20 protein-coding genes and 1 tRNA gene are annotated in these 17,945 nt (G+C 56.7%); 3 read left to right on the forward strand and 18 right to left on the reverse strand.

The annotated features are described in order from the left end of the window. Nucleotides 1-141: 141 nt before the first annotated feature. Together KJQ12_RS10395 and KJQ12_RS10400 are read left to right on the forward strand one after the other, a co-directional pair. Complete coding sequence (locus KJQ12_RS10395; protein WP_213484618.1) at nucleotides 142-489, forward strand: hypothetical protein; 348 nt, start codon at nucleotides 142-144, stop codon at nucleotides 487-489. An 18-nt stretch (nucleotides 490-507) separates the two neighbouring features. Continuing rightward, the gene (locus KJQ12_RS10400) at nucleotides 508-663 is read left to right on the forward strand and encodes a small acid-soluble spore protein P (RefSeq protein ID WP_213484619.1); all 156 of its coding nucleotides are present in this window, start codon (nucleotides 508-510) and stop codon (nucleotides 661-663) included. Between the two features lie 33 nt (nucleotides 664-696). Here the strand turns inward: KJQ12_RS10400 and KJQ12_RS10405 are convergent, their stop codons facing one another. Continuing rightward, complete coding sequence (locus tag KJQ12_RS10405) at nucleotides 697-1,209, reverse strand: GNAT family N-acetyltransferase (RefSeq protein WP_213484620.1); 513 nt, start codon at nucleotides 1,207-1,209, stop codon at nucleotides 697-699. A 194-nt stretch (nucleotides 1,210-1,403) separates the two neighbouring features. On the opposite strand from KJQ12_RS10405, the gene KJQ12_RS10410 reads away from it, so the two are divergent. Further along, nucleotides 1,404-2,465 carry a hypothetical protein gene (locus KJQ12_RS10410; RefSeq protein ID WP_213484621.1) on the forward strand — a complete coding sequence of 354 codons (1,062 nt, stop codon included), beginning with the start codon at nucleotides 1,404-1,406 and terminating at the stop codon, nucleotides 2,463-2,465. An 81-nt stretch (nucleotides 2,466-2,546) separates the two neighbouring features. On the opposite strand, the gene KJQ12_RS10415 is transcribed toward KJQ12_RS10410, so the two are convergent. The 17 genes from KJQ12_RS10415 to KJQ12_RS10495 form a co-directional block, all read right to left on the reverse strand. Further along, nucleotides 2,547-3,023, reverse strand: a complete 477-nt coding sequence (locus tag KJQ12_RS10415; RefSeq protein ID WP_213484622.1) for a VOC family protein — start codon at nucleotides 3,021-3,023, stop codon at nucleotides 2,547-2,549. Nucleotides 3,024-3,053: 30 nt separating this feature from the next. Continuing rightward, complete coding sequence (locus KJQ12_RS10420) at nucleotides 3,054-3,512, reverse strand: VOC family protein (RefSeq protein WP_213484623.1); 459 nt, start codon at nucleotides 3,510-3,512, stop codon at nucleotides 3,054-3,056. A 174-nt stretch (nucleotides 3,513-3,686) separates the two neighbouring features. Next, nucleotides 3,687-4,733, reverse strand: a complete 1,047-nt coding sequence (locus KJQ12_RS10425; protein ID WP_213484624.1) for a LacI family DNA-binding transcriptional regulator — start codon at nucleotides 4,731-4,733, stop codon at nucleotides 3,687-3,689. Nucleotides 4,734-4,902: 169 nt separating this feature from the next. Then, nucleotides 4,903-4,979 (reverse strand) — tRNA-Pro (locus KJQ12_RS10430). Between the two features lie 161 nt (nucleotides 4,980-5,140). Beyond that, a complete protein-coding gene (locus KJQ12_RS10435) occupies nucleotides 5,141-5,872 on the reverse strand; it encodes a 4'-phosphopantetheinyl transferase family protein (protein ID WP_213484625.1) in 732 nt (243 codons plus the stop codon). Then, nucleotides 5,869-7,203: an MFS transporter gene (locus KJQ12_RS10440; protein ID WP_213484626.1), complete on the reverse strand. Its 1,335-nt coding sequence runs from the start codon at nucleotides 7,201-7,203 to the stop codon at nucleotides 5,869-5,871. Before KJQ12_RS10440 ends, KJQ12_RS10435 begins: the two co-directional genes overlap by 4 nt. A gap of 64 nt (nucleotides 7,204-7,267) precedes the next feature. Continuing rightward, nucleotides 7,268-8,032 carry an ABC transporter ATP-binding protein gene (locus tag KJQ12_RS10445; RefSeq protein ID WP_213484627.1) on the reverse strand — a complete coding sequence of 255 codons (765 nt, stop codon included), beginning with the start codon at nucleotides 8,030-8,032 and terminating at the stop codon, nucleotides 7,268-7,270. A 13-nt stretch (nucleotides 8,033-8,045) separates the two neighbouring features. After that, on the reverse strand, nucleotides 8,046-10,385 hold the full coding sequence (locus tag KJQ12_RS10450; protein ID WP_213484628.1) for an ABC transporter permease: 2,340 nt from the start codon (nucleotides 10,383-10,385) through the stop codon (nucleotides 8,046-8,048). Nucleotides 10,386-10,403: 18 nt separating this feature from the next. Continuing rightward, nucleotides 10,404-11,114, reverse strand: a complete 711-nt coding sequence (locus KJQ12_RS10455; protein ID WP_213484629.1) for a thioesterase II family protein — start codon at nucleotides 11,112-11,114, stop codon at nucleotides 10,404-10,406. 20 nt (nucleotides 11,115-11,134) lie between these two features. Beyond that, complete coding sequence (locus KJQ12_RS10460) at nucleotides 11,135-12,025, reverse strand: hypothetical protein (RefSeq protein WP_213484630.1); 891 nt, start codon at nucleotides 12,023-12,025, stop codon at nucleotides 11,135-11,137. Next, nucleotides 12,025-12,282 carry an acyl carrier protein gene (locus KJQ12_RS10465; RefSeq protein ID WP_213484631.1) on the reverse strand — a complete coding sequence of 86 codons (258 nt, stop codon included), beginning with the start codon at nucleotides 12,280-12,282 and terminating at the stop codon, nucleotides 12,025-12,027. Before KJQ12_RS10465 ends, KJQ12_RS10460 begins: the two co-directional genes overlap by 1 nt. Nucleotides 12,283-12,300: 18 nt before the next feature. Further along, on the reverse strand, nucleotides 12,301-13,335 hold the full coding sequence (locus KJQ12_RS10470; RefSeq protein WP_213484632.1) for an HAD-IIIC family phosphatase: 1,035 nt from the start codon (nucleotides 13,333-13,335) through the stop codon (nucleotides 12,301-12,303). Nucleotides 13,336-13,355: 20 nt separating this feature from the next. After that, a complete protein-coding gene (locus KJQ12_RS10475; protein ID WP_213484633.1) occupies nucleotides 13,356-14,204 on the reverse strand; it encodes a 3-hydroxyacyl-CoA dehydrogenase family protein in 849 nt (282 codons plus the stop codon). Between the two features lie 25 nt (nucleotides 14,205-14,229). Further along, nucleotides 14,230-15,564 carry an aspartate aminotransferase family protein gene (locus KJQ12_RS10480; protein WP_244860558.1) on the reverse strand — a complete coding sequence of 445 codons (1,335 nt, stop codon included), beginning with the start codon at nucleotides 15,562-15,564 and terminating at the stop codon, nucleotides 14,230-14,232. Further along, complete coding sequence (locus KJQ12_RS10485; protein ID WP_213484634.1) at nucleotides 15,564-16,523, reverse strand: ACP S-malonyltransferase; 960 nt, start codon at nucleotides 16,521-16,523, stop codon at nucleotides 15,564-15,566. Before KJQ12_RS10485 ends, KJQ12_RS10480 begins: the two co-directional genes overlap by 1 nt. Beyond that, on the reverse strand, nucleotides 16,520-17,692 hold the full coding sequence (locus tag KJQ12_RS10490) for an acyl-CoA dehydrogenase family protein (RefSeq protein ID WP_213484635.1): 1,173 nt from the start codon (nucleotides 17,690-17,692) through the stop codon (nucleotides 16,520-16,522). Before KJQ12_RS10490 ends, KJQ12_RS10485 begins: the two co-directional genes overlap by 4 nt. A 12-nt stretch (nucleotides 17,693-17,704) precedes the next feature. After that, nucleotides 17,705-17,944, reverse strand: coding sequence for an acyl carrier protein (locus KJQ12_RS10495; RefSeq protein WP_213484636.1), 240 nt, complete (start codon nucleotides 17,942-17,944; stop codon nucleotides 17,705-17,707). Between the last annotated feature and the right edge of the window lies 1 nt (nucleotide 17,945).

Below are 17,945 nucleotides of genomic sequence, written 5' to 3' on the forward strand. Positions count from 1 at the left end.
CCCGCATGTACGGTGGTGTGAGAGGTCGGGGGCTAGCCGCCCCCTCCTACTCGATTGTGGCGCGAGCGGGGTGTTTTTTATGCCGAAGCCCGGGGCACAATAGCTTTGATCCCGTCGGTGGTCAGAAGCGGAGGTGTTTCGATGACAAGGAAAGACCAATTGTCCGTGCCGCAAAACGAGCTGGTCGAGGCTTGGCAGCGCACGCTGCCGGAGCGGCTGAATGCGGGTGATTCGGTCAAAGTATGGGCGGATGAGGCCGATCCGAAATCGCTGCGCGTTACCATTCATGCGGCCGGCCATCAAATGTACGAGTTTGATTTCGCCGTCCGTTACCTGGACAGCCGGGAAATCGACGTGGAGCTTGTCGATGTGGAAAGCGGCGGACGATCGGTTGATGAGCATGCCGATGCGATTCAGGAGCTGATTGCCGATTATCGGCGCCATCTGCACGAGTGCGCCCAGTCGCTGCATGATCTGACCCATGCCTAGGAGGAAGGAGGGCCGACGTTGACGAAGCCGAAGTCGCAGGCCGTTCCCCGGCCGGGGCAAGGCCATGCCGAACGGGATGATGCGCAGGACAGCATGGTGAATGAACCGTTGTCCGGCTCCAAGAAGGTGAAGAACCGCAACCACTCCAGGCAGAACCAAGGGGAAGGTTCTTGAACAAATGAACCCGGCCAAGCCGGGTTCATTTCGTCACGCTTCGACCAGCGGGACCTCTTTCTCCATCACATAGTCGTCCATGACATAGCCTCCGCCGATGTCCGCCACCTGCGTCCGCACGGTCCGGAAGCCGTTTCGCTCATACACTGCAATGGAAGAAGCATTGTGCCGATTCACGGTCAGCCAGATCGCATGCAGCTTGCGCTCCCGGCACAGGTCCACCAGGAAGCGGATCGCCCGGCTCCCGTAACCTCGACCCCGATGTTCTTTGAGCAGGTAGAACTTGCTCAGGAACAGCTTCGAATCCTCCGGCTTGATCGCCAGATAACCCGCATGGATGCCGTCTGCCTGCATCAGATAATACTCATAGCCCTGATGCTCAATCTGGTCGGCAATCGCACGGACGGACTGAAACTTGTCCAACATATAATCGATCTGTCCCGCCGAAATGATGCCGATGTAATACTCCCTCCAGATTTTATCGGCCAATTGCGCCGCGGCCTCAATATCCTCACTTGTTGTGACGAGCCGAAATGAGAGCGCCATCCTGACCATCCTTTCCGTGATCTTCTCTCATTATCCTACCTTGCTGAATGCCTTTTGCGAAGAGAGAAACAGCTCCGTCAACCGAAAATGCTTTAAAAAAATTGGTTCCGGATCGGCAGCGCCCACTTTCCGCGCCTCTGCGAATCGTTTACAATAAGGAAGTTATGTGGATAAGGAAAGGGGTTTGTGGGGAGATGAACAAGAGCCGGCTGGCCGTGCTGCTTGTCGCCCTGCTGGCAGCCGCTCTGGCGGTGACGGCCTGCGGGAAGAAGACGCCGCCGAAAGAAGCGTTGCAGAAGGCCTGGGCGGCATCGATGGAGATGAAATCCTTCACATTCGACGGTTCTCTCGCCATCGATGAACTGGAATTGCCGCCGAGCGCGCAGAACGAAGCGGTTCTGCCGTATCTTGACATGATAGAGAATACGTCGCTCTCCATCCGCGGCGCATACACCCGGGACCCGCTCAAGTTGGAGGCGATTCTGAAGCTTACGATCCCGGGCGACCTGGCCGTGTCGTTCGAAGTGCCGCTCATTTGGGCGAACGACAAGGTGTATGCGAAGATTCCCGCCATCCCGATGCTGCCGCTCGGGGACGCGGCAGGCAAATTTGTCGAGATCGATCCCGCCGGACTGGCGGAAGGGGAAGGCGCAGCGCTGCCGGCCTTTAATGTCGAAGTGCAGCGGAAGCTGGCGGGCGAGGCGCTCGGCATTGTGTTCTCGCATCTGGATGAAGAGCACTTCTTCCGGGAAGTGAAAAAGGAGGATGTCCCGGGCCTGCCCGGCGATCTGAAGGCCGACCGGTTCATCAAATTCAGCATTGCGCAGGACAATTTCGACGCTTTCATGCAGGCGTTTGCCGAGAACATCATGCCCGAAATCATCGATCTGTTGCTCGCGTCCGAGGACTACCGTTCCGAGCTGCAATTGACGGAAGAAGAGCTGAAGCGGGCGAAGGAAGAGCTTGCGGCGAAAGACCCGGAATCGCTGCGCAACGAACTGGAAGCCTTGAAGCAGAACCTTACGGTTCATGAAATCAGCGTGACGTCGGCAATCAAAGGCGACAAGCTGGTTTACCAGAAGCTCAAGGGGAACCTCGAAACGACGGAAAACGGGGAAACGACGAAAATCGGCTTTTCGTTCGACATTCGGTACGACAATATCAATAAGGATGTTAAGTTCGAGCACGAGATCCCCGAGGATGCGCTGACCATGGAGGAACTCCTGCAGTCGCTCTTCTCCGCTTTCGCATCCTGAACAATCCGTAAAAAGACAACAGGGGCCGAACCGCCGGCTGCGCCGGTGGATCGGCCCTTGTTTGCGGTGATCAGAACAGGATCAGGCCTGCTTCTTGCCGAGTTCCTGCAATCCGAGCACAACGCCGAGAACGTCTTCGGAATCGAAGTAACTGTAGCGTCCGCTGCCGTACTCGCCTTTGTGAATGAGCGGCAACCCTTTCGACTCGACGAATTCGATGTGCCGCTCGAAGCCGTTCACCGTGAAGGTGATAAAGTGGACGCCCTGTCCGTGCTTCTGTCTGAACTCGTTCCACGGGCTCGGCTCATCATAAGGCTCGAGCAGTTCGACGGTGACCGGTCCCATCTGCAGGTTGGCGAATTTGGTCCGCGCCGGGACGTATTCGCCCCGATACAGCGTATAGCTGTCGGGCGTATGGGTGACGGGCGCGTCCGGATCCGGCACGCTGATCTTCGGCATCGGGATGCCGAACAGTTCGGCGTACTTGCGGGCTGCGGCTTCGATGTCGTCCACGACAATGCCGATTTTGACCAGGTTGTGGTTGTCGATGCGGTCCATGATGTCTCCTTTTGGTGTGCGGCCGGAGCCTTATTTCTTGTCGTTCTCGAGCAGTTCGACGAGCACCTTGAGCTGCGGGAACGTGTCCATGTACGCGTAGCGTCCGCCGGTGTACTCGCCTTTCTGAATCAGCGGCATGCCGAGGCCCTCGAGCTTGAGCACCTTCTCCTTCATGCCGTCGATGACGAAGGCGATATGGTGCGGGCCTTCGCCGTGCTGGTCGAGATATTCGCGCCAGGTGCTCGGCTCATGGTCCGGCTCGATCAGCTCGATCTGCAGCTGTCCGGCATCGATGAATGCAAGCTTCGCGCGTGCGGGCGTCGATGCGCCGCGGTATTCCGTCTGCGCGATATCGACGGTATCGGTGACGATGATCTTCGGCTTCTCGATGCCGAAGAAATCGGCCCATGCCTGCGCGGTTTTCTCGATGTCGTGGACGAGAATGCCGATTTGCGTGACGATTTTCGTGCCCAGAACGTTTTCTGCCATGGATGATGACACTCCTTCTCGTTCAAAATGGGTGTATGAATCAGAATGCGGCCTGGCTGCGAATGCGGGACAGGCGAGCATTGTCATACCTCATGCCTTCATACCGTGCCCGGGATCTTGCGAGTCCATACGGCTTGTAAACGCGCGTTCACAGCGGTCAACAAAAAGCCGGGCTCACAGACTCCGGCACGAATCGCGGATGATCAGCTCCGAGGGCGCGACATAAGGTTCGGTGAAAGCGGCGCCCGTCTCGATGTAGCGGATCAATCCGTCCGTAAGTTGTTTCATCAGCAAGTCGAAATCGACGCGAACCGTTGTGAGCGCGGGGTGCTGCATGGCGCTCAACACATGATCGTCGAAGCCGATGATCGACAGATCATCGGGCACGCGCAGGCCGTGCGCTTTAAGCGCCTTCATGGCGCCGAAGGCAACGCTGTCGTTCGCGGCGATGATCGCGGTCGGCAGCGGCTTGCCGCTCGCCAGAAGCCGGCTGATGGCTTCGTACCCGGCCGACTCGTGGAAGTCGCCGGGCAGCACCCAATCCGGGTTGACCGCAAGCCCGCGGCGCTCCATCGCGCGGAGGAACGATTCGTATTTGTCCGGTCCCGAGAAACGGTTCATCGCGCCGTTGATGATGCCGATGTTGCGGTGGTTCAGCTCCGCCAGATAGCCGACGGCCAGATCCATGCCGGTCGCATTGTCGAAGTTCACGACAAGGCGGTTCGGGTCGGACTTTCCGGGCAGATGCTGGTCGACGATGCCGACGGCGAACCCCTCGGCAATGAGCGATTCGATCAGCGGCTCCTCGTTGGGCGCGCCGATGAAGATGCCCCCGTCAATGCGGCGCTGATAGAAAATTTCTTTCACGCGTCTGACTGCATCCCCGTCGGCGGTGCTGCGAAGAATATGCGTCAGGACATAGTAGCCGCAGCCCGACGCGTTCTCGATGACGCTGGAAATGAGCATGTTCGCGAGAATATCGCCGGCGACATGGCCTGCATCCACGAGGAAAAGTCCGATCGTCCGCGTCTTCTTGCCGGCCAGCACCTGGGCGGACATGTTCGGGAAATAATTGTATTCCTCGATGATGCGCATGACCTTCTCCCGCGTTTCGGGCGGGACGTTGGGGTAATTGTTGACGACGCGGCTGACGGTGCTGCGCGATACCCCTGCCAACCGCGCGATTTCGATGCTGTTGATCTCGTTCCGTCTCGAGGCCATGCGGCGCAACCTCCATTGTAACGCGCGTTCATCTTGATGCTACATTGTCGGCTGACCGGCTGTCAATAACGGAAAAAGGAAACAAAAAAGAGCCGTTGCAAGCGGGGAGCTTGTAACGGCCTGGCAATAAAAAATTGCGGGCGAACCCGCAATTCGTTGTTGTGTAAAATGGTCGAGACGACAGGATTTGAACCTGCGACCTCTTGGTCCCGAACCAAGCGCTCTACCAAGCTGAGCCACGTCTCGAAGTGCTGTATCAAAGTGTTGTGAATCAAACAAGCAATGATGATTGTAGCACATGGAGGGCGCGTTGTAAAGGGGGAGTCACAAAAATATTTTCCCCAATCGCGCTGCATGAAAAAACCTCCCGGCAGAGAACATCCGCAGGAAGGTTTTGGTTATCTCCGTCATGGATGTCGGAGGGCCATCCGGTTCAGGAACGATTCATACAGCTCCGACTCGTGCATGATCAGCGGTTCCGGGAACCGGGAGTGCGATGCACAGACGGACAGCCAATGGTCTTCGTCAATTCGTTTGGATACAAGGCGCAATGGTTCGGCTTCGCTGTCTTCGATCCTGAAGAACTGTTCCCCGTGACGGTCATCCCTTGAGACCGTAAACGAGTCCAAAGGCAGCTGTAATCCCGTGCCGATGGCCTTGAGATAACTTTCCTTCAATGTCCAGAGACGATAGAAGCAGGATAAGCGCTCTTCTGCCGGCTGCTTCATCAACGCTTCGCATTCCCGCTGTGAGAAGAACCGGCCGGCGATACCTTGAACATCAATGGGCAGGATCTGCTCCACATCGATTCCGACCGGCTGCGAATCAATGGCGCACGCAACCCAGCGGCCGGCGTGGGACAAATTAAACTCCAGATCATGAACGCCTTGGAGAGAAGGCTTCCCGGCGGCATTCCGCAAGAATCGAACCGGCTGCCGGATGTCCCAACCGAACTTCTCCGTCAGCAGCCAGCGAAACAGGGTTTCAGCCGCGGCGGAACGCCGCCGGTCTTCCGGATTCCGAAGGCGGCCGATGGTTTCCTGTCGTTCCCGTGACAAGTATCGCACCGCCTCGCTCCAGAGCGGCGATGACGAAAGGCCGGGGGCTTCCAGCCGCACCAAACCGATGATGAGGGTCAAAATTGTTCTCCTACACGATTCGGTCCGGCGCCGGTATCGATGTTTAGATTCAGGGCCAGTTTGCGAATGGATTGAATTCTGGATATGAACAGCGCCGAGATGACGACCAGAATGCCGCAGACGACGAACATGAATCCGATGCCTCTGCCCGGACCCGTGCCGATGAATTGGCCGACGGACGAAGCGAGCAGTCCACCCTCTTCCAACATCGGATTAAAAACATGGTCGGCGAGCGGTCCCGATATACCGTACGCCACGATAAAGCCGAGCTGGGAGAGGATGCCGACAATTCCCCATACCCGTCCCTGCTTCTCGTTGGGAATATTCGTCCGGACCAGCACGTCACAGCTCATGTTGACGAAGGGCAGTGCCGCCAAGAACAGGAATCCAGCGCCGGTAATGAAGTAAATGTTTGTCGTGGTGCCAAGCAGACAGAAGGCGATACCCGCCACAATCAGGCCGACCACCAGGATATCCACGTAACGATGTCCGACGCTGAACACCCCGAGCAGGAGACTGCTGATCAACATCCCGACCGCGCATACCGACTGGATGGTTCCCAATGTCTTGGCGTCCGTGAAGAACAGCACCATCGGACCGATCAGCGTCTGCAGGAATCCAAGGAAGAACGTCACCAGCGAAATCATGAGAATGAGCAGGAGGACGCCGCGATTGGTCACGATGGCTTGCCAGCCGTCCTGCAGTTCCTTCAACCAATGGCCGCGCTCCTCTTCGCGCCGCTCAGGTTTCATCTGTTTCTTGATGACAAATACCGTCAATACCGCCAGCAAGAACGTGGCGATGTCAATGATCAGCACCGACTCGATACTGAAATAGTACATGATCAGGCCCGCCAGGAACGGGGACAACAGGAAGCGCGACGACTCCGCGAGTTGGACGAGCCCGCTGCCCTTTGAATATTGGTCCTCGGTAAGCAGGTCGGTTGCCGAGGCTTTATATGCCGGACTCTGAATGCCGACGAAAATGGAGCTGAGCGTCACACCGACATAAATGTGCCACAGTTCCGGTTCGCCGAACATCATGAACAGCAGGATGAACACGATGCCGGCTGCGGAACCGAGATCGCCGATGATCATCATCAATCTGCGGTCAAAACGGTCCGCCAGTATGCCTCCGACCGGCCGGAGCAGAATGGAAGGCAGGAACGACAACAACGTGACCAATGCGGCATTCGTGGCCATCTCCGTGCGCTCGAAGGCGTATACGCCCAGCGCGAAGCCGGTCAATCCGCTTCCGACCATTGACAGCAGCTGTCCGAACCAGACAATCAGAAATCTCTGGAATGATTTGTTTTGATCCAACAAGTTCATCCCTTTCTAAGGTGATATCCGATATAACCATCCATATTGCGCCGAAGCCATGATTATGCGGCGGCTAGAACCCTTGCCGCACAAGCCATTCAGATAGCTGGTTCTCGCGGTTTCGACGTTCTTCCGGGTTGTCCTGGATGATTTTACCCAGCTTCTTCTCTGCCACCAGGCGACCATCCAGCATGAACAGCACCCGTTCGGTGCAAGCCGCGACTCTGGGGTCATGGGTGACCAGCAAGATGGTCATGCCCTGGCGGTTGATGTCGGCCAGAAGCCGCATGATATCTTGGGCAGACTGCGAGTTCAACGCGCCGGTTGGCTCGTCGCCGAACAGGATATCCGGGGAATTGATAAGCGCCCGGCATATGGCCGCTCGCTGCAGCTGCCCTCCGGAGACCTGGGTGATATCATGATCCGCCAGATGGACAATTCCCGTCATGGCCATCAGCTCCCCGGCCCTCTGCCGAATGCTCTTCCGATCCTGCCGTCCCGCCAAGTAGGCGGACAGGACGATATTGTCGAACAGCGTCAGGTTGCGCATCAGGTGAATGTGTTGAAACACAAAGCCGATGTTGTGCAGCCGGACGCTCGCCAACTCATCCTCGCTCAGTCTGGTCAGATCCTTGCCGTTCAGCAGAACCTGTCCGGATGTCACCCGATCTAGGCCGCTAATCGCGTACAGCAACGTGGACTTCCCGGAACCGGATGGCCCCATGACCGATATGAACTCGCCTTTGTGGATTTGAAGGTTGATATCCTTGAGAACCGGGGTTTCCTGGTTGCCGTTCTTGTAGGTTTTGCATACGTTCACCGCTTCAAGCAGAACCATCGTGCCACACTCCTTATTCCTTGATCATCTCGGCAATGTTGATGCGGCGGGCCGATCCCGTCCCGATCCAGGAGGTCACGACAACCGCCAGCATCAGGATCAGCGGGCAGACGATGTATGCCTGAACCGGCTCGATGACAAACCGGATGCCCGAGGCCCCCAGGAGTGACCATATTGCTCCGACAAGCGTCTGCCCAATCGTATTGGACAGAATCGTGCCAGTCACAATTCCGGCGATAAGCACGGTCAGCGACATGGTGACGTATTGAGTCCGAATGTGGCGATGCGCAAAACCGATGCTCCGCAGAATCGCCGTATGCGGCCGATCCTTCGCCATCAGCAGACTCAGGAACAATGCCGTCATCAACATGGACAGGAAGATGGAGACGAAGAAGGCGACAACCGCCAGGTTGCGGAGTTGGGCAATCGTCTGTCCCAACGTCTGCCGAATATAACCTTGCAGATCGGTGACCTTGGCCGGTTCGAACGCTTTCTCGTATTCCGCGATTTTCGTCTGAAGATCCACATCAGGCTTAAGATCCAGACTGATCGTATACCAGAGCACGGATTCCGGATCATGAGGAATTGCCGCCTTGGCCGTGCGTCCGCCGTTGGTAATATCCTGGTAAATGCCGCTGATGACCATGGTTTTTTCCTTTCCGCCGACAATCAGACGGATCGTATCGCCGACTTTACGCTCCATTTCCCGCGCGTTCTGTACCGACAGCGCGATTTCATTGTCGCGTATCGGCGCGCCGCCCTGCACATATTCCAGCGGGAAGATCGTGAAGTCTCCCGTCTCGACATTCAACTGGTCCACGGTGCCGTCATCGTTCAGCAGACGGAACCGGCTGGTGACCAGCGGGGAGAACCGTTCGACATCCTCGTCATTTCGAATCGCGTCAACCGTAGATTTGAAACGTTCGTCCATCCGGTCCGAATACTGCAGATCGATGCGCAGATCGCTCCGCCCGATTCCCAGATAGGAGACGAAGTCGGGCGACTTGATCGTATTAAGAAAATGAATCGGCACCAGCAAGAGAAAGGCGCTGGCGACAAAAACGAAAAACAGCAGGCCGAACATGCGGAGCCGCTGGAATACATTCTTCAGGCCGAGAAACACCGGAATCGGCAGGAGTCGGTTGCGATTCAGTCTCCAGCGGCGGCCGCTGACCTTCGCCTCTCCGATGCTTCCCGAACGGAGCGCTTCCACCACTGAAATCCGGTGAAACCGACGAAGCACCATCGTGCAGAAAAGGAGCAGCAGACCGAACATCATGGCGGCGGAGAAAAGCGGGAGCACAATGTACAGCAGACCGCGTTCCGCTTGGCCGAGATACAGCGTGATGTTGGATGACATCAGCTGCATGGCCGGAAAAGACGCCGCAAAGCCGCACAAGGCGGCCGCCGCCGACAGCGCGACATACTTCACCAGATAAATGGAGCGAATGTGGCGACGGGAAGCTCCGATCGCTTTCAGCACGCCGATTTCGCGATAATCCTCCTCCAGCGTGGACAGCAGGGTGAAGCGGACGCAGAGCATCGCGATGACGATCAAGAGCAGGCTGACCAGAAGAAGCACGACCGCGATGACGCCGTCCGTCAACGCATTCAGCATGCGGAACATATTCAGATCGATGGAAGGCCCGACCTTGGGCATGTCGGATGCCTGATACAGGGTGTGAAATTCTCCAAGCTTGCCGGCATCCGTCAAGCGGAATTCAATCAAATACTCAACACCGCCCGCCTGCTGCTTCAGAAAATCATAGTCCGCCGGATGAATGACAAAACGCTTGGAATGAATAATGGATGGGTTCATCTGGGCGTCGCGGACGAAATCGCTGATCGTGAATTCCCGGATGAATTTCGGGTGCACGATGCGGACCCGGTCCCCAACGGACAGGTTCCGCTGTTGCATGAAGAAGACCGGAACCGCAATTTCGCCTTCCGATACTTCCACACGCTCGTTCGAGAGATTCAGCAGGAAATCGAATTTCTCGTTCTGCCGGACGAAATAGAAATCCATGACGCTCGTGCTTTCGGGCGTATCTTGATGACCAAGATAGAGATGGCTCCCTTCCACCGGGACCATCTCGACGATCTGGTGCATATCGACCAGTTGGGTGTCCGAAGCCCAGCGTTCGATCGCCCGCTCGTCCAGTGTACCGCTGTGCATCTGTACATAGTGCGGTACAGCCGATTTTACAAGCAGGTCACTCATGGAAGAGACCAGTTCCCGAATCATGTTGGTGCCGGCGGAAGCGAGAAGCGTCGACAGCAAAATGAATATAAAGAGAATGGCGGTAACGCTTTTCTTCTTGTACAGGTCCCGCTTAAGCAAGTGCAGCAGCATGTTGCCGTAATGCTCCTTTCAGCCATCGATTCTGCGCTGTTGGCCGATGTGTTCCAGAATATCCGCGACCGCTTCCGGCATGTCGGCAATGAACATATGACCGCCGTCCCGTACCGGAACAAACCGGATTTCGCCGGAGAGATAGTTGGTCCAGCGCAGCATCGCGGACAGTGGGACGATGTGATCCCGATCTCCCCACAGCAGGTATGCGGGGTTCGACAGCGGCGTCCAGTCCATGAACGAAGCGGATTCCAGCGTCTTGAAATCCGCCCGGAATACCGGAAGAAAGAAGTCAAGCAAGCTTCTCTCCTCCATCAGCTCCGACGGAAGGCCGCCGTAGGAAGCCAGGTGTTCAATGAGTCCGTTATCGGGCAGATGAGATACCTTCCGGATATCGGGCGGTGTGTTGCAAGCAGACAAGACCAGCGTTGGACGATGCGAATCCGTCAAACGCTGCACGAGAAAATACGCGACCAATCCTCCCATGCTGTGGCCGAACAGTATGCTATCGGGCCGAAGGATGGTATTCACCTCTTCGAAGATCAGGTTCAGCAGGACGGTCATATCCTCTACAGGCAGCCTTTTGCAGGAACCGTGGCCTGGCGGATTGAGTGCCCAAAGTTCGAAGCTGTCGTCCAGTCTGTCCGCCAGGATGTTGAAAGAGTTCGCGTAACCGCCGAGATAGGGGAAGCAGATCAATTGCGGTCCGTTGTCAGCTCCCGGTTTCAATCTGTGAAACCACTCGATGGTCAGATCCCTCCCGATACTTGTTCGCGCGAACGGCCGAGCGGATGGCCGGCCTCATCGCGACGGGTCAGGATAAAGTCCGGAAATATTTTCATTGGGTGATTTATTCTCCACTTCCAGAATACGAGATGTATAACTATTGTTGCAAGGATAAAGTAAGAAATTTGCAAGATCTGCACTTGCGGGTTGAAATAATACAACTGAATCTGGCTTCCGGTTGCCGCCAGCCAGAACGAGATCAGATAGAACAGCAGATTGCCTCCCGTTGCGTTGAAGATATACGTCTGGAACGTGACAAAGCACATCAGTTGTATGACGTAGTAAATGTAAGATGTGGTGGTGCCGAACGAGGCGATGATATATCCGGGAAGCACCCACAGACCGAATAGGAAGCCGGTTGCAAGACCTGCCGCAATTTGATTGTTGAGCTTGCGCTGGAGGTAGGGCAGCAGGAAACCAATCCAGCCGAAAATGCCGCCGATCAGCCCGGTCTCCTTGAATAAATTCAGCACGCCAACCTTCACCATTTCGGGCACGGTGTACGTGATCTCCGGCACTTCAAAGCCGAGCGCCTTCGAACCGAAATGCATCGAAGCAGCGAACAGCGTAAAGATCGCAAAAATGATGGGGAACCAGAACCAGTCCTGCTTGCGCGGCACCAGTTTGAGCAGAATTCCGCCGACCGCTTTCATGCCGCCCATGGCGTAGTAGGTGATCAATCCGGCAATGGATGGCGAGTACAGGGCCGCAATCGCAATGGGATGCATCAAATGCAATTCGCCCGTAATAGGTGTGACATATTCACCGAACAGGATGTAAATCAGGGCAATACCCCAGCAGACGCCAAATGAAATACCAAGGTAAAGGGCCAGAAACCGGGTGTCCTTCTTCATCAGCCCGCCTCCTTCGCTTTCTTCGCCTCGACAAATTTAACCAGATTGTTGACCGTGCAGAAATTGTTCAAATCCAATTCGTCGTTTTCCACCACAATGCCGAATTGCTGTTCCACGAACTGCACCAGCTTCATGGCGAACAGCGAGTTGACGAACCGGAGTTCGAAGTAATTGTCATCGTCCGAGAAAGCAGCGCCCTCGTGCTCGATCGACAGATTGTCGCGAATAAACTCGCGAATCACGTGACGATAATCCATGGCGACCTCCAGTGAACGTTATTGTTGAACCACAACGTCAATATAGGGTGGAAATTGCGGAATGGAGCGCAGATCGTGCTCGAGCACCATGGTGCCGTCAGGCTCCGTGAACTTGTCGCGAAATCCCGCAAATCTGAAGGTAATGTTCATCATCCGGTTGCGGCCGGTATCGCGAAAATCAGCCAACAGCGGCTTTCCTGCCCGGTGCGCTTCCTGCATGATGTGGGTAAGCAGTACGGTGCCCACCCCCCGAGAGACGACTCGGCAGGACATGAGCATCATTTTCAGCCTCCAGCACGTTTCGTTCATGTGTACCAGTGCCAGACCGATTTTGCCGTAGGTGCCGAACCGGTCTTCCAGCTCGGTGATGAGCAGCTGGTGGTCTTCTGATTGCCGGAGACGGTCGAGTTCTTCGTAGCTGTAAGCTTTGCCGGTGGCGTTCAGCTGGTTCGTGCGGACCGTCAGTTCCTCGGCGCGCTGCAAATCATGCTCGTCGGCCGGTGCGATGATCATTCTCATGTTCAGCGACGCGAGAAACGCTTCCGAAGGCCCGTTGAATTCCGCCTCCGCCTGTTTGCGCAACTGGTCGGTCTTGTAGAGCATGCGTCGCATGGCTGAATCTTCTGTTATGAATCTCGGGATGAGCCGCGGGTCGTCAAGCAAGGAACGGTATTCGCAAGCGTTCATGCAGTGGACTGACGAATGCACGCTTTTGACCTCCTGCAGCTCATACTCCTGATCGTCAATGAACAAGATCGCGTCCATGCTGATGTTCAAATTTTTCTGGATTTGGGCCAGCGAGTAAGATTTGGCGTTCCAGTTGATCTCCGGGTAGAGGAAATATTCGTCCAGTCCAAATGACTTGAGTGCCGCCATCGCCGCATCGTGATCGTTCTTGCTGGAAATGGATTGGAGAATGCCCCGCCGATCCAATGTCTTGATGATGTCTTCGATGCCCGGTTTGAGTTTGAGATCGCTATTCTCCAGCAGAACGCCGTCCCAGATCGTGTTGTCCAGGTCCCAGACGACGCATTTAATCGTCTGTTTGTTCATCTGCAAGCCCCCCCTTTGTGCTAATACTGATAGAACCCCCTTCCACTCTTGCGGCCCAGCAAACCTGCATCCACCATCTTTCGCAGCAGCGGGCAGCAGCGGAACTTCGGGTCCTGGTAGCTTTCGTACAGGACATCGAGGGAATGCACGACCGTGTCGAGCCCGATCAGATCAGCCGTCTCCAGCGGCCCCATCTTGTGACCGAATCCGTGTTTAATGATCTTGTCAATCTGCTCAGGGGAGGCGACCCCGTCTTGCACCAGAAACGCTGCTTCGTTCATGAACAGATGGGACAGGCGATTGGTGACAAATCCGGGCAGATCGTTGATGACGATCGGCTTTTTGCCCAGCGTCTCCAGAAATTGCACAACCCGTTCTTCCGTTTCACGTGATGTATGCCAGCCCCGGATGACTTCCACCATCGACTTGAGCGGTACAGGGTTCATCAGATGAATGCCAATGACACGGCTCGGATCAGGTATCCCGGCAGCGAGCTTCGTGATAGAGATACAGCTGGTGTTGAGTGCGAACAACGCATCGTGTTTGCAATGTTTCACAAGTCTGACATATTCCTCCATCTTCAGTTCCGCGTTCTCGCTGATGTTCTCAATGATGAGATCGGCCTCGCCAATCCCGTCATAGTCAAGCCGGACCTGAATGCGGTCCAGGATGTCGGACAGTTCGACTTTCCGGTATTCTGGATTGAGCATACAAGCTGTTCGATATTCCCGGCGGATGTTCGGCACCGCTTGTTCGGCTGCCGCCGAGGAGATGTCCTTGAGGATGACCGAATAGCCGTGCTTTGCCACGTCCAGGGCTGTGGCGCATCCCATGACCCCGGCGCCGATGATGGCGACGCGTTGAATCATTGTCCGAACCCTCCTCTGCTGCTGGTCAGATCATTTCGTCATAGATTTCCTTCGTATCCGCGATCGCTCTGCCCGCATGCTCCCTGAACCACTCCACGTCCTCTTCGTTCAGGGAGATGTTGGGATACAGCCGCGACACGGTCGATACGAGAATGCCGTGCCGCGCAAGATTGTTGTTCAGGATGATGTCGAGCGCCAGAAGATCAAACGTATAATCAGCCGGATTGGCGAGCGGCTCGCTGCACAGATGGAACGAAGCACAGGAGGGAGGACCCTGGATGACCAGCGGAAGTCCGACGGCGTCGGCTTCTTCCTTCAAAATGGCGTGCATCTGCTGCATAATGCTGTTCATCCGGTCGATTGCGGCTCCATTGTTCCGGCTCAAGATCTCCAGTGTCGCTTTGACGGCCGCCAGCCCAAGCGGATACCCGTTGAAAGTACCGGCGTGAATCACCTTCTTTTCCGTGAGCAGCTGCATGATCTCTTTCTTGCCGACAAGGGCGGAGACCGGCACGCCACCGCCGCCAAGCGCCTTGCCGAGCGTCGTCAGATCCGGGGTGACGCCGAAGGCTGCCTGTGCGCCGCCAAGCCCCAAGCGGAATCCGGTGATAATTTCGTCGAAAATCAGCACGACATGATAGCGGTCGCATAACTCCCGCACACGTTGCAGGTAGCCGGGAGCCGGCATGACGCTGCCGCCGTTCACACACACCGGTTCGGTAATGACGGCGGCGATGTCGTCACCATGCCGGATCAGCAGATCTTCCAGTGCATCGGCGTCATTCCATGGCAGCAGATAGGATTGGCTCTCCATGCAGTCTCTGGCTCTGCCCAGCGTTCCTTTCAAGTCGCCGGGGAAATCCTTCGGCACCGGTTCGCCGGTTTTCGCCCTTCGGCCGCCCATGATGTTGTCGGCGTTGCCGTGGTAGTGGCCTTCGAACCGGACGAACCGATTCTTGCCGGTCCAGGCGCGGGCCAGACGAAGTGCATTTTGCACGATCTCGGTTCCGGACAGCCCGAACCGAATCATTTCGGCTGACGGGACGAATTTGGCAATCAGTTCCAGAGCCTCCGCATCCATGTCGCAATGGCTGACCGAGAGCGTCCGGTCGATTGTCTCTTTCAGACACTCGTTGTATTCCCGGTTGCCGTGCCCGACGATCAGCGCCCCGAAACGGGCGTACAGGTCGAGATACTCCTTGCCGTCCATGTCCCAGACCCGGCTGTCTTTCGTCTTCACGAAGTGAATAGGGGTCTCTTCCCAGGGCAGATGGAAATTGTAGTGCACGCCTCCGGGAAGCAGCCGCTTGACGCGTAGCTGGTAAGCCTGCATGACACTTTTCGCGGATTCGGTTTTCATCAGGCCAGGCGCTCCTTCCCAAGCAAACCGAAAATTTGCAAGCGGTCGCCTTCGTCGTCAAAGGCGAGGCATTCCGGAAGTCCGGCATGTTCCCGGACCAGATTTCGTGAAATCTGCTGCGGACCGATGTCGATGAACAAAGAGGCTCCGGATTCTGCCATTCCCTGAAGTGCTTGTGTCCACAGGACGGGAGACGTCAGCTGCCGCTCAAGGATGCCGGGGATATCCTCCGCCCGACGGATGGCTTCGCCGGTGACGGTGGACCATACAGGAAATTCCGGATCTTTGAAGGCAAGCTGCGAGATCGCTTCGCGCCATTCGGCCAGATATTCCTCCATCAGTTCGCTGTGATAGGGAGCATTGGCCTTCATGGGCACCATGCGGAACGGAATCCACTCACCGCCGTGGTCATCCGCCAGCCGGTCCAGCATGCGGAGCGCGGACGGGACGCCCGCCACTACGAATTGGCGCGGCGAATTGTACCCGCTGATGGCGGCATAGCCGTGCGGCCGAATCTGCCGGATCAGATCTTCCAGCACTGTTCGTTCGAGGTCCAGCGCCAGCCCGGTCTCGCCCCGCTTCTCCTGCTGGGCTTGTTGCATGAGCCTGCCCCGTTTGCGGACATAATCAACGGCTTGAGCGAAGGAGACGGCACCCGCGGCGGCAAGAGCCGAGATCTCTCCCAGACTATGCCCGGCCGCTCCTTGCACCGCAGGGCCGAACCGCTCCCGGAACAGGCGGTACAGCGCATAGCTGGCCGTCAATACAGCGGGTTGGGCATAATCGGAGCGGGTCAACGCTTCCATGGAGCCTTCAAGAATAAGCGGGCGTAGGTCGAACGCCAAAATATCCGCGGCTTCCTCGAACACCCGCCGCACTTCGACGGATGTGCGGATCGCCTCCCCGCACATGCCGATATATTGGCTTCCCTGACCGGGAAAGAGCAGGGCAATGTTCATGGCACCAGGCTCCTTTGGTAATAATGTTTGAGGCCGAAGTGGGAGATCACTTCCTGTTGCATCTGCGAGGTGCCTTCGATGATCTCCAGCACCTTGGCTTCCCTGTACAAGCGCTCCACCGGATATTGGTTTGAAAATCCGTTCGCTCCATGGACCTGGAGAGCATCGTTCGCCACGCGGACTGCGGCGCGGGAAGCGAAATATTTGGCGATGGTCGTCTCCATGACGGCTTCGGGGTTTTTCTTCCGGCGCAATTCGCCAGCCCTCAGGCACAGTGCCCGCGCCGCATGCACATCGGTCACGGCGTTCCCGATCAAACCGCGGATCAATTGATGCTGGCTGAGCTTGCGTCCGAATTGCTCGCGGTTGCGCGCGTAGGCGACCATCGCGTTCAGCGCTTCCTGGGCCAGACCGACGCCGGCCCAGGCGATGCTGTAGCGCCCTTGATCGAGAGCGGCGGATACGATGTACTCGAACCCGCCATGCAATCTGCCGAGCACGTTGTCACGGGGGACCCGGACTTCTTCCAGCCGGATTTCCGCAATATGGGTGGCATGGCCGGCCATCAGGCCTTTCAGGTGCTTGGTCTGCAATCCGGACGACGACCGCTCGACGAGGAACGCCGTGGATTTTCCCTCATGGGCGGCGATCACGATGAACAAGTCGGCGATGTCGCCAAAAGTAATCCATTTCTTAACGCCCTTCAGCACGTATGCGTCTGCTTCTTCGCGCCAGGTCGTCCGCACGTTTCGCGCGTCGCTTCCGACTTCCGGCTCGGTCAGGGCGAAGGCGGCGATGGCTTCACCCTGCGCTAGGCGGGGCAGCCAGACTTCCTTCTGTTTATCGGTGCCGAAGCGGAGCAGCGTCTCGGACACGAGCGACGTGTGGACGGTAATCAGACTGCGCACTGCCGGGCAAGCACGTCCGAAGATTTCTGTGAACAGGCCGTATGCCACGGGTTCCAGTTCCAAGCCGCCATATTTGCGCGGCAGGGAAGCGGCCAGATATCCGCGCTCGCCCATCTTCCGGATCAAGGCTTTCGGGAGGGCATCCTTACGTTCCCATTCCTGCACGAACGGGCGGATTTCCGCATTGACGAACCCCTCTGCTTCCTCCAGAATTTGTGCGTGCTCGGAACTGACCAATTCGGGCGCGAATGGGATGACCATCAGCTCACCTTCTCATTCAGACAATCGCTCAAATATGCGGCAAATTCGGCGATCGTCCTGTATTCGAACAGGGCGACAGGGACTGATGTCGATTTCCAGATTCTTTCGTAACCGATTCATCATCTTGAGCGCCTGCACAGAAGATATGCCGAGGCGGAAGAAGTTCGTCTCCTCGTCCAGATCGTCCGGCTCCTGACCGATAACGCCGGCAATTTCCGACTTGATGAGTCGCACGAGTTCCTCTTTCGTCACG

Source organism: Thermobacillus xylanilyticus, from assembly GCF_907165215.1.
Classification (GTDB): domain Bacteria; phylum Bacillota; class Bacilli; order Paenibacillales; family Paenibacillaceae; genus Thermobacillus; species Thermobacillus xylanilyticus.

Excerpts from the sequence above, each read along its gene's own strand:
- KJQ12_RS10475 (WP_213484633.1), bottom strand. The coding sequence starts at position 14,204 with ATGATTCAACGCGTCGCCATCATCGGCGCCGGGGTCATGGGATGCGCC.
- KJQ12_RS10450 (WP_213484628.1), bottom strand. The coding sequence starts at position 10,385 with ATGCTGCTGCACTTGCTTAAGCGGGACCTGTACAAGAAGAAAAGCGTT.
- KJQ12_RS10485 (WP_213484634.1), bottom strand. The coding sequence starts at position 16,523 with ATGAACATTGCCCTGCTCTTTCCCGGTCAGGGAAGCCAATATATCGGC.
- KJQ12_RS10480 (WP_244860558.1), bottom strand. The coding sequence starts at position 15,564 with ATGAAAACCGAATCCGCGAAAAGTGTCATGCAGGCTTACCAGCTACGC.
- KJQ12_RS10490 (WP_213484635.1), bottom strand. The coding sequence starts at position 17,692 with ATGGTCATCCCATTCGCGCCCGAATTGGTCAGTTCCGAGCACGCACAA.
- KJQ12_RS10395 (WP_213484618.1), top strand. The coding sequence starts at position 142 with ATGACAAGGAAAGACCAATTGTCCGTGCCGCAAAACGAGCTGGTCGAG.
- KJQ12_RS10420 (WP_213484623.1), bottom strand. The coding sequence starts at position 3,512 with ATGGCAGAAAACGTTCTGGGCACGAAAATCGTCACGCAAATCGGCATT.
- KJQ12_RS10470 (WP_213484632.1), bottom strand. The coding sequence starts at position 13,335 with ATGAACAAACAGACGATTAAATGCGTCGTCTGGGACCTGGACAACACG.
- KJQ12_RS10465 (WP_213484631.1), bottom strand. The coding sequence starts at position 12,282 with ATGGATTATCGTCACGTGATTCGCGAGTTTATTCGCGACAATCTGTCG.
- KJQ12_RS10425 (WP_213484624.1), bottom strand. The coding sequence starts at position 4,733 with ATGGCCTCGAGACGGAACGAGATCAACAGCATCGAAATCGCGCGGTTG.
- KJQ12_RS10405 (WP_213484620.1), bottom strand. The coding sequence starts at position 1,209 with ATGGCGCTCTCATTTCGGCTCGTCACAACAAGTGAGGATATTGAGGCC.
- KJQ12_RS10445 (WP_213484627.1), bottom strand. The coding sequence starts at position 8,032 with ATGGTTCTGCTTGAAGCGGTGAACGTATGCAAAACCTACAAGAACGGC.
- KJQ12_RS10440 (WP_213484626.1), bottom strand. The coding sequence starts at position 7,203 with ATGAACTTGTTGGATCAAAACAAATCATTCCAGAGATTTCTGATTGTC.
- KJQ12_RS10460 (WP_213484630.1), bottom strand. The coding sequence starts at position 12,025 with ATGAAGAAGGACACCCGGTTTCTGGCCCTTTACCTTGGTATTTCATTT.
- KJQ12_RS10415 (WP_213484622.1), bottom strand. The coding sequence starts at position 3,023 with ATGGACCGCATCGACAACCACAACCTGGTCAAAATCGGCATTGTCGTG.
- KJQ12_RS10410 (WP_213484621.1), top strand. The coding sequence starts at position 1,404 with ATGAACAAGAGCCGGCTGGCCGTGCTGCTTGTCGCCCTGCTGGCAGCC.